Below are 11,280 nucleotides of genomic sequence, written 5' to 3' on the forward strand. Positions count from 1 at the left end.
TGCACTTATTCCTTATCTAAGCGACCAACAAGTGATAATTCAAAGTTTGCACCCATATATTTAAAATGAGGGCGAACTTGAATAGCCACTTGATACCAACCTGGATCACCATCAACATCAAGAACTTGGATTTGAGCTGAGCGAAGAGGGCGTCTACTACGAACGTCTGCTGGTGGATTTTCCTGATCCGCAATATATTGTTTTAGCCAGATATTAAGCTCTCGCTCAAGATCTTGACGCTCTTTCCATGAGCCAATTTGTTCGCGCTGTAGTACTTTAATATAGTGTGCTAATCGATTGATAATAAACATGTAAGGAAGCTGAGTTCCTAACTTATAGTTAGTTTCTGCTAATTTTCCTTCACGCGTATTAGGGTAGTTTTTCGGTTTTTGTACTGAGTTTGCAGAGAAGAATGCGGCATTATCACTACCTTTACGCATGGTTAAAGTGATAAAACCTTCTTCTGCTAATTCAAATTCGCGTCTGTCAGTAACTAAAACTTCTGTTGGAATTTTAGTTTGTAATTCACCCATTGCTTCAAAATTATGCACAGGTAAATCACTAACAGTACCGCCACTTTGAGGACCAATAATATTTGGACACCAGCGATATTTTGCAAAGCTATCATTAATACAACTTGCTAATAAGAAAGCAGTATTACCCCATAAGTAATGCTCATGATCTTGCTTCACATCTTCAGAGTAATTAAATAACTTAATTGGATTCTCAGTAGGTGAATAAGGTAAGCGCACTAAGAAACGAGGTGCTGTTAAACCTAAATAACGTGCATCTTCAGATTCGCGCAATGAACGCCATTTTGTGTGAGCAGGACCTTCAAATACTGATTTCAAATCTTTAATAGCTGGTAATTCAGCATAGCTATTAATGCCTAAGAAATTAGGTGAAACAGATGAAATAAATGGCGCATGAGCCATTGCGCCCACAGCACTGACGTACTGCATTAATTTCAGATCAGGCGTGGTGTTATTAAAGGCATAGTTACCAATCACAGTCGCGACAGGTTCACCACCGAATTGACCATAGCCTGAAGAGTAAACGTGCTGATAAAAGCCTGATTGTACAATCTCAGGTGAAAATTCAAAATCTTCTAATAATTCTTCTTTTGTCGCATGTAAGATATTGATTTTAATGTTTTCACGAAAGTCAGTACGATCAACAAGTAATTTTAATGAACGCCATGAAGACTCAATTTCTTGAAATTTTGGCGCATGTAAAATTTGATCGACTTGAGCACTTAGTTGAGTGTCTAGCTCAACAAGCATTTTATCAATTAGCAGTTTATTGATCGGCTCTTCTTCTGATGGGTTAGCAAAAATATTACTAATAAAGGCTGCAACACCTTGTTTGGCAATATCATAAGCTTCGGTTTCTGGCGACATTCTAGATTGCGCCATAATTTCATCAAGTAAAGAGCCACCAGATGTTATTACCTGCTCTTGTTGGGCTTCATTAACTAAAGACATAGAATAATCCTCTGTAAATATTATTTTTGGCTAGCAATATCGAGCTCTTTGAGTAACTGTTCGCGTGTGGCTTCATTTTCCAGAAGCTCTTGCAGACGTTTTCTAAAAGCAGGAATATTGCCAAGAGGACCTTTTAGCGCAACGAGCGCTTCTCTTAGTTCTAATAGTTTTTTTAGCTCAGGAACTTGGCGTGCGATATTATCAGGAGAAAAATCTTGTAGTGATTTAATCTCTAAATTGACGTTAAGATCAGATTCACTTTTTTCATCTAATGCATTTGGAACCGCAATATTTAGATTAATACCGGCGCTTTCCATAACAGAATTAAAGTTGTTCTGGTTAATCGAAATGGTTTTACGATCTTCAATGGGGGTTTCTTCCGTTTTTCCTTTCATATCGCCCACAATAAGCATATTTAAAGGTAATTCGACTTCAGATTGAACACCACCATCATTAGGAATGTATTTAATATTAATACGTTCTTTGGGCGCAACACTACCAAGAGTATTTTTACTCATTTAAACTAAGCTCCTTATTTAGCTTAAGTTCTTAATTAAATACTCAGCGTATTGATGAATAATTTAAATTAAGAAATACCTATCCTAGGCAATAATGTAATTACCTTATATGAGTTTAATTTTCCTGGTAGAAATAAAATAATAACTAAAAATAAAATAATAAGTAATTTTTTCTAATATATGCATTTAGTTTTATATAAAACCGTACTTGAGTCAATAAGAAATATTTAATGTTTTTTACTTTTCATTACATTTAATTAGTATCGTATTTAATTTAAATATAATGATTTAACTTTATAAGTAAGTTTTTTCATCTATTTTACTCATATTATGCAACTCGATAGGGATAAATTAATTTATATTTAATTTAAATTGCAAATATGGAAAATATAAATTTCACTATGAATTATTTATTCCGAATCTCTATAACCATAAGAAATTTAACGTTAATTTTACTTTAATTTCTGGTTGGTTATTTATTTTATTTTTTTATATTTAATGTTTGTTTTGATGAAAAATAGAACTGTGATATAAGTAAAAATAATGTAACCTAGCGTTATTGTTATGGTTGAAAGTTAAATTTAATATAAGGAAATAATATTAAGTGAAATTGTTTGATAAAAACAAGAAAGAATTCTTAAGTCATTTTGAATATAATTAGTAAGATTTTAAATGATATATTACTTATCTCTGATTTATTGAAAATATGATATTTAACTTAAATAAAGGTAATTTACCCGTTACCATTATCTTTTATTTTGTTTATGGAATGTTTTCCATTCGATATCACTATTGAAGTCTGAACGATAGTGGCAGACGATAGAGCCTGAACAATTCCACGGATCGTAAGATACGCCGATATGCATTTTTTGACTTGCAATCGGGAGCTTCATTCTGGTTTCTTGGTGAAACCATTGTTTTAGATTGTGGGTTATTTTTCCTTTAGGGCTATTTTGTATTCCATCCATTAATTTTTCGGGTGCCAAGTACCATGAACTGAGCAAGGCGTTTTCATTTGCGGGTGATGTAAAATGAGTGACTAAAAATAACCGACCATATCGGTTTTTCGCTTTACCTAAAACTAGCCGATAAGCAACAGTTTCGCCTTGGGAGTTGGTTATCCATTTTTCCCAAGAATAAAGGGAAGTGATGATATCTTTCAGGGTACAGATAGGAGTTAAGTAGATATCGTTATTTATGATAATTGTATTATTTTTTTCGTATTTAATCATAGGGGATAATAAGGTATTTATTGCTAATAGTCTTAGTATAATTTAATCAACTGAGAATAAAGTTGCTATGAGGATGAGTCTTAAAGAGTAATAATTGTTGAGCCTTTTGTTATTTACTAGTACTAATAATTTGATCAATAGAATAAAAAGTATAGTAATAGCTTTGATTATAATGTTCTACATGATCTGCTAATGTGCGTAGTTGCTTGTTTTGTATTCTTTTTCTAACTAAGCATGAATAATTAGCTAATTCCATTCTCAATCGACTTAATGTATATATTTTGCATGATTTATCATAGATAAGTTCTTTAGTACTCTTTAATAAACAAAGAATATTCAATACTTCTGTATGAGTTAAATATCCTTTTTTAACTGTTTTTATATATAAATAAGAGAAGGTATTATTATGTTTTTTCTTTTCAATTTCTTCTAATTGAAGTGTTAATTTATCCGTCAATGATTTTTCTTGTAGAAATATTGTTGCGTTTTCCCATTTATCACATAATCCTCTAGCAATAGATAAATCTGTTTGCCGAAGATAAGCATAGAGTATAATTAATAAATCATCATCATAGCAATATAAAGTATCCAAATGTTTTATATCCTAAACTATAAAGTTATTTATAACTTATTCATGAATAATAGAAGTATATTCTGGTGCTTCTTTAGATATATTTCGATATGAATTTTTTTCATCATCTTTCCACCAATCAACTTGAAATTTATCCAGAGATTTAAATTCATAAATTGCAACAACTCCCAATAATCCACAAGGAGTATCACTAATAAAATCCCATCCCTCTTTTTCAGCATAATAGGTTCGAATTTTTTCATCATACTAAGCGCGATATCCTTTTTGATCTAAAATATTTAAAGCAGTATTATAAACATTAATATATTCAGACAGTGCTGGCACTTTAAGTTCCTCTGGTTTAGTATTTAGTTAATTTTAATTATATTACAATTATTTTTTAGTAAAATCTCTATAAAGACATCATAATAATTATAACTACAAGGGCTTATTCTCTCTAAAAATAATTTTAATTTTTTCTCATCTTTGATATAAATATTCGTCTTAGCATGTAACTCACTTAGTTGATCATCAAATCCGTGAAAATCTCTACCAATATAGCCTTTTCTTCCCCAGAATTCTTCTCCTAGCATACAGAAAAAATCAAGATAATTATTAACGTTATCTAAATTTAAGTTAACATCAATAGATGTTTGCTTGTTCTTAGGAAAAAGCTGTTGCCAATATAGACATGAGGTTAACCATAAGCTTTTAGCCTCTTTACATCTATTATCTTTCCAGTAAAAAATTTCATTTCCATCTGCCCACTCTTTCAAAATGGTAGAAACAGTTAATGGTGGAAAATCTGTTGTTTTCATTAATAATAAAAAAGGATTTTCTTTCTTTAAATTTACTTCATTTTCTAATATATAACCGCTTAACTCATAAATACAGATGTTATTTATATAAAAAGAGATATCAATGATATCTTCTTCTCTTATTATTATATCCCTATTTACCTTTAGGTTTGGTTGTTTAATTAATAAAATTTGAAATGTTTGGTTATTTTCTTCACTTAAGTTATAAAAATAGAGGTTATCACTAGAGGTTATTCTTATATTATTGATATGTATATAATAGATGCTATTAATTTCTTTCATTGTTTTTTAATTAAAATCCAACTCTAAAGTAATACAAGGTATCATGTAATGAAAACTTTATAAAAGATTATTTTTTAAACAGAGTACACTATCCACTTCTTTTAATTCACTAGTACCCAATTTCATAAATAAAACTTCTAATGATTCCCAAGGATATGGATGCTCATAAATGATAATCTCTATTTCCAAATTTTCAATATCAATTTCATTTATTCTCCATAAAAACCAAAATCTATTTTCAGGCTCTAACCAATATAACCAATCATCTAGGCTCCAATCATCGGGGGTAGTAGAATTTAAAAAAGAATTAATAAATTCTTTAGGTAGAATAGAATACCATTCGTCAATTGTTGGCCATTTTGAAAAACTATATTTTTGTATTAATAATAATATATTTTTTGCTATGTTAGCTATTTGGCTGCTATTTTTTTCATTACAATAAGTTGTGTATCTCATGATGAAGTTATTATTGTTTTTCTCAAAACAGGGAGATATTATTCTTTTTCTTTCTTCAATTAGATCTTTTTTTATACTTTCTGATAGCATCATAATGGTACCTTTGATAAATAATTTATATTACTATTAAAACAAAATATTTTATTTTAATTCTCTATAAAAATATTGCTATTAATTAAATTAAATTTAACAAAAAAATTAGAAGTTGATTGAAAATAAACTATATTTTCTTTTCGTTCTATACTTATAAATGGGTTTGAAGTTGTTGAATATAAAAACCATAATATATTATTATTTATATCTGTTTTTACAATAAAACCATCACTACCGATTTCACCTTCACCACATAATAGAATGTATTTATTATCAATCAATATTTTATTATTTATCTGAATTTCAGACCAAAGATCATCATCACTTTGAAGCAAGTTATCGACAGTTGTTTCACCTTTATATGAAAGGAAATATTCCTTTTGATAGGAATGTATTAATTGAGGATTATCAATAAAATCAATGTCGATAAATCTTATCAATCCAGAAGGCTCATAAACAAGATCCAGCCCGATTAGCTGATTATTTATCCATTTTTTTTGGATGGGGTTAGTTGGATTTTTCATAATTTATAGCATATTAAAAATAACCATTTGGAAAAATTTCTGATAAACTTTTTTTATAAAATTCTATTTTTTTAGAATGACTGATGATCCCACATGCTCTATTAAAATATTGGCTTAACCAGTAAGCATGAATGTAATTAAAATACTCATGTGGATTATTTTCTGAAAAATTTATGATAGATTCTAATGTTTCTATAATCTGTTTTTCACTAAAAACCTCATTATAAGATTGTACAATGATATTTTTTAATTTCATATAAATTTTATTAAATTTATTTACACTTAGAGGATCTTTTGATTTATCGTAATTAATAAATAACGCTGACTCTATATCATAAATGAAAAGATCATCAATTAAAGTAAGTTTGTTTTTTAGTTTTTTAATATAATTAACAAAACTTTCACTTTGAACGGATTCTATAACAGGGATGATAATAGTGTCATGATATAAAATTTCAAGATATTTATCTTCAACTGTACTGTATAAATTTATAAGGAAATCGCTATCAATATCTATCAATTCTATAATCGGCCAAAAAAAAGATTCATTTAAATTAAACCACAAATTAAATGAAAGAATTTCATCACATTTTTCTTTAATCTTATAAATTCTGTTTTCCATATTAATCCAATGGTGACTAATTAAGAACAGGCTGTATTATAACTAGATAATAGTCCGATAAGTTAAAGTTATTAAGTTCATCTGATTTTTATAAAAATCAAGTCTTATAATGGTTTTTTATTATAAAATTACACTGTTCATGTAAAAATCCTAGTTGTGTATTTTTATTATTTTCTTTATTAAATTTCTTTAATTTACATGAAAATTTATCCCTGAACAATTATTTTATATTCAATAGAGTCTGCAATTATATGTACCCATTCTTTTGAAGAAAAAAACGCTGCTAAAAATGAAAATGAATACTTTCCACCTAGATGAAAATATTTTTGGTAGTTTGGCGAGTGTTCTAGAAAATGTATTCTATCAGTAACTTTTATAAATTCTCCATTTGTTGTATCTATCGTCCATGACAGCGGTGCATCAATATAGCTTACATTTCCAAATTTTAATTCAATAAAATAATTTTGGTCTGTTATATCCAAACATCCTTTAACGATTAGATCATTTTTATGGAAGCCACATATTTCCATATCACACCAATCATTTTATTTTAAAATAGAGCTTATTTTTTCTATATTCATAATATCAACAATATTTTTAATAAGATATATAAGCGGTAAAATATTATAACTACTGTTTTCTACACTTAATCTTAAGCAAAGAAGTTATCATATATCAAATGATAATTTAATGCATGAATATATTCGTTTATAGTTGAATCATTCTGGCCCATCCCATTCAAGTTTATCTTTTAAATTTCCCGGAACTAATTTAAATAATAATTTAATGTTTTTTTTATGAGAATTGTAGTTGTTGAAATGTTGTGGGCTAGCATTTTCTAAATAATAACGAGCATGGTGATTAAGAAAATATACATCATGCTCAGTCATTTGTGGATAGGATAGTGATTTGACAATATCATGCAACAATTCTGCTTCTTGATAACAAGTCTTGTCTAATGCTTTTTTTAAGGCAGACAGGGTTTGAATGTTTCTTATATAGGATAATACCTTGTTAAGCATGTCAATATATATATTTATTTTGTCCATTAAATTTAAATCCCTGTTTGTTTCTTAATAATTTGCATGATCAGGTAAAATATATTTTTTCGTGTCCTCATCATAGTAGAAATAATGATTGTAATATAGCTCATTTTCTTTATCTTCATATTACTCAGTAAAATAAAAATGATATTCAGTATTGTTATCGGCATAAATCTGGATTTCTTGCACCATTTGGTCGCCAGAACACAGGTAATCAACACGCTGAATACGTTTATTTTTAAAGGATGAATAGGGCGGTGTAATAGGGCGATTATTGACTACCTTACTTTTACTAAGCCTTCTGCCAAAAGCATCGTAAGTGTAACGCCAGCATTCTCCTTCAGGATTAAAATAGGCAATAAGTTGATTAAGTGTATTCCATTGGTAATACCATGTTTTTGCTCGAAAACTGTGTTGATGAACCACTTTTTGGGTTAATCGGCCATTAATATCGTAGTGATAATCTTGATAACCTTTGGCGGTGATACGGCGAGTGGCACGGCCTTTTTGTTGCTGCTGCGCCAGTTGTAAAAACGCACCTTGCGCATCAGATGGAATAAACTGATGCTCTGTGATGTTCAGATTGTTATCGTACTGAAACTTCTCGCTTTGGCGTTCAAACTGGTTGCTATATTGCGTTTCAATAATTTGGTCGTTGGCGTTATAGCGGTATTGTGTACGGTTCCAGCGAGCATCATCGATATTGACCAGATTAAAGGCTTTATCGTATTGATAACCTCGATGAACATCGGTCGACATCGGTGGTTGAAGCGGATTATCGTGTAATGACTGTAAAAAGGACTCCGTTCCCCGTCCAGCACGTTGATGCGCTAATAACCCAGTGGCGGTGTAATGGCTGGAGTTAGCAAAACCCGCTTGGCTTTGGCGTAAAAACTCTTGGCCTAAGGCGTTATAACTAAATTGTAAGGGCGCATGTTGATTGACTTGCAGCGAGGTCAGTTCATGGAGTTGACCAAAGGTATAATTAAGCTCACGCTCACCAAAGCGGGTTTGGGTGAGAATATCGTGCTCCTCATCCCATTGATACGTAATCTCTTGTCCATTAATACGCTCGCAACATAAATGCCCTCGGTCGTTATACTCAAATTCCACCACCGAATCAGGATTGGTGGCACGAATAAGTTGTAAACGTTCATTGTATTGATACGTGGTGGTAGAAAGGCATTTATTCTCAATATCATCAGCAAGCCAAATGCTTTGTTCGGTGACTAATCCTGTCTCATCATAATGATAACGGAGTTCATGATTATCAGGATAACGAGTCGCAATACGTCGCCCTAAGCGGTCATCGCGATATTGGATTTCACGTCCTGCAAAATCCACTTCACGAATAATTTGACCGGCTTTATCACGCTCATAAGAATAGACATCGCCGGTGGCGTTGATGACGTTTTTGAGTCGTGTTAAAGAGATAATCCATTTTCAAATAATTTGATTAATAAGCTAATAGATAATTAAAATCCTTTAGTGAAATATTCCAAAACATCATCCATGGTTTCTTTATATTTAAAATTACCAACAAAAATAATTTTATCTACAAGTTTTATTTTTCCCCTATAGTTAAAATCAGGAACAGCAAGAACAAAGTTTATTTTATCAATTTTCATTTTTCGTAATTTTTTTTCAACTTGAGGCCAAAAATCCGAAACTAGTTCGTTATTACCAATTTCATCTATTTTTTTTCCTGTGTAATCTAATTCTTCTGTAGATAAGATAATTAGGTGTTCATCATCAAAAAAATCACTACCATTATCTATTTTGAAATCTATCTTTAATTTAATATCATTATTGCTAATTTTAAAAAGATCTTTTATTTTTTTATTTGAAATAGATTCAGCAACCCATACAGCTATAGTTGTATATTCGTTCATTCCCAAAAACCTCGAGGTAAATTATATTGTCCAAAAGGAAGGTGTTTTCCTGACCATTCTTTTATAGCATTAAAATAGCCTGATTTGGTTTGAGCTAATTTTGCCATTTGAATTAACTGTCTATGTGCTTGAGCAGATGATTTTGATACTCCCCCTGTATATGTTGTATGAGCTCCGTATCTACCAAATTTATCAAGAAAACCAACAACAGCCAGCGCAGCTAACCGCCATACGGCACAGTATGCGCGAGCTGATGGCAGAGTATATCAGCGGTTAAAAGGTAAACTGAGCGGCTCTTAACAACGAAGAAGCCAGAAGATTGGATGATTTTCTGGCCTCTGCGTTTAAATATCAAAGAAAAACTCTAAAAAATCACTAAAACTAGACCATTGCGGCTTCAAAGTACCAGACATAAAATCGTGAATTTCTTTGCCTAAACCTAATCCAATAACTTCTCCAGTTTTTTGATTATAAAAATAGCCGTATTCACCTTCAAAATTATCTAGTGGCAAATATTCTTCTGGCATTTTTAATGCTTTATGTGTTCTTTCAATACTTAATGGATAACTATTACTATTAATTAAAAACCAACCAATTTGATAGATCTCTCTATTTCGGCCTAAAAATGTTGGGCAATCTTCAACATGTAAATAAAACTGTGCGAAATCAGAGTTAATATCAACATTAATACTCAACAAGGCACCACGGTACTCATTTGAGGGTTCATCAAACCACCAATTTTTATTTTTAAAATAATCAATCAATTTAGGGGTTAACATTTACCCTCCTTTTTTACAGCAATTAATCAGATTTCTACGATTGAGTTCTTCTCCAGCTCTTTGCTTCCAGTAAGCTTTCCAATCTGCATCAAAAAGATTACGATCTACAGGATTGATAGGGTGAGCATCCAGTAAATGTGGATGTAAAGCATTACTATATCTATATTGTTCGTGCGTTGGTGTTGATAACTCAAATAAAGGCCCTAAGCCATTTTGTTTAGAGTGATGTAGACTCACGATCTCATATTTACCATTTTTCACCACCATAGGACTTCGACCATCTTCAAGAACTATTTGAAGGTTAGTTTTTACACCATCTCGTGTATTAACGTTTAAATCCCAGTCAATAGGTTGTTGATAGACAGTATAAGTAATGCCTGAAGGTCCTGTAAAAGTCGATCCTGTAAATAAGCCACTAAGGCCTAATGGATCAACCCACCCAGTAGGACAATGCACGTACCCATACGGATTAAAGCCACCTAATAATCCGATAGGGTCAGGTGAAATATATTGCCCTGTGTCCTTATCATAGTAGCGAAAGCGATTGTAATACAAGCCACTTTCTTTATCTTCATATTGCCCCGCAAATCGAAAATGACATTCGGTATATTCAGGGTCATTATCGGCATAATCATCATTCGATTGCCAAAAGGCCATTTGCCCCCAGGTATTTAACCGTCCTGCCCAGCTAACAATGCCTTTTTCGCTAAAGATTTCTCGTGGCGAGCCTTGATGGTCAGTGACGACATAATGCAGTTTTTCACGTTGATAACGGGCTGTTGGGGTAATTTCGTCGGGTTGATAAAGCCACTGAATTTGCGGATCATAAGCGGGCGTACCATCGGCATAAATCGGGGTTTTTTGCACCATTTGATCGCCAGACCACAGGTAATCAATACGCTAAATACGTTTATTTTTAAAGGGTGAATTGGGGGGAGGGGAATAGGGCGATTATCGACCACTTTA

13 protein-coding genes and 1 pseudogene are annotated in these 11,280 nt (G+C 31.4%); all 14 read right to left on the bottom strand.

Going from position 1 to position 11,280, the window contains the following annotated elements:
• Positions 1–5 precede the first annotated feature (5 nt).
• Complete coding sequence (gene tssC, locus GWI68_RS07485; RefSeq protein ID WP_166539859.1) at positions 6–1,484, bottom strand: type VI secretion system contractile sheath large subunit; 1,479 nt, start codon at positions 1,482–1,484, stop codon at positions 6–8.
• Positions 1,485–1,504: 20 nt separating this feature from the next.
• A complete protein-coding gene (gene tssB / locus GWI68_RS07490) occupies positions 1,505–2,002 on the bottom strand; it encodes a type VI secretion system contractile sheath small subunit (RefSeq protein ID WP_088494827.1) in 498 nt (165 codons plus the stop codon).
• A gap of 746 nt (positions 2,003–2,748) precedes the next feature.
• On the bottom strand, positions 2,749–3,234 hold the full coding sequence (locus tag GWI68_RS07495; RefSeq protein ID WP_166539860.1) for a hypothetical protein: 486 nt from the start codon (positions 3,232–3,234) through the stop codon (positions 2,749–2,751).
• A 109-nt stretch (positions 3,235–3,343) separates the two neighbouring features.
• A complete protein-coding gene (locus GWI68_RS07500; RefSeq protein WP_166539861.1) occupies positions 3,344–3,826 on the bottom strand; it encodes a hypothetical protein in 483 nt (160 codons plus the stop codon).
• A 347-nt stretch (positions 3,827–4,173) separates the two neighbouring features.
• On the bottom strand, positions 4,174–4,905 hold the full coding sequence (locus GWI68_RS07505) for a hypothetical protein (protein ID WP_166539862.1): 732 nt from the start codon (positions 4,903–4,905) through the stop codon (positions 4,174–4,176).
• Between the two features lie 57 nt (positions 4,906–4,962).
• Complete coding sequence (locus GWI68_RS07510) at positions 4,963–5,454, bottom strand: hypothetical protein (protein ID WP_166539863.1); 492 nt, start codon at positions 5,452–5,454, stop codon at positions 4,963–4,965.
• A 53-nt stretch (positions 5,455–5,507) separates the two neighbouring features.
• Positions 5,508–5,978 (bottom strand): hypothetical protein, encoded by a 471-nt coding sequence (locus GWI68_RS07515; RefSeq protein WP_166539864.1) that lies wholly within the window; start codon positions 5,976–5,978, stop codon positions 5,508–5,510.
• Between the two features lie 13 nt (positions 5,979–5,991).
• Positions 5,992–6,600, bottom strand: a complete 609-nt coding sequence (locus tag GWI68_RS07520; protein ID WP_166539865.1) for an aminopeptidase — start codon at positions 6,598–6,600, stop codon at positions 5,992–5,994.
• Positions 6,601–6,806: 206 nt separating this feature from the next.
• Entirely contained in the window at positions 6,807–7,130 is a 324-nt protein-coding gene (locus tag GWI68_RS07525) for a hypothetical protein (protein ID WP_166539866.1), read from the bottom strand.
• A gap of 189 nt (positions 7,131–7,319) precedes the next feature.
• Entirely contained in the window at positions 7,320–7,649 is a 330-nt protein-coding gene (locus GWI68_RS07530) for a hypothetical protein (RefSeq protein ID WP_166539867.1), read from the bottom strand.
• Positions 7,650–7,769: 120 nt separating this feature from the next.
• Entirely contained in the window at positions 7,770–8,987 is a 1,218-nt protein-coding gene (locus GWI68_RS20625; RefSeq protein ID WP_347877518.1) for a hypothetical protein, read from the bottom strand.
• A gap of 131 nt (positions 8,988–9,118) precedes the next feature.
• Positions 9,119–9,535 (bottom strand): hypothetical protein, encoded by a 417-nt coding sequence (locus tag GWI68_RS07540; RefSeq protein WP_166539868.1) that lies wholly within the window; start codon positions 9,533–9,535, stop codon positions 9,119–9,121.
• Between the two features lie 344 nt (positions 9,536–9,879).
• Entirely contained in the window at positions 9,880–10,314 is a 435-nt protein-coding gene (locus GWI68_RS07545) for a hypothetical protein (protein WP_166539869.1), read from the bottom strand.
• A pseudogene (locus GWI68_RS07550) lies at positions 10,315–11,205 on the bottom strand (RHS repeat-associated core domain-containing protein); the annotation flags it as partial.
• Positions 11,206–11,280: the final 75 nt, after the last annotated feature.

This window comes from Proteus sp. G2669, assembly GCF_009915245.1.
GTDB lineage: Bacteria > Pseudomonadota > Gammaproteobacteria > Enterobacterales > Enterobacteriaceae > Proteus.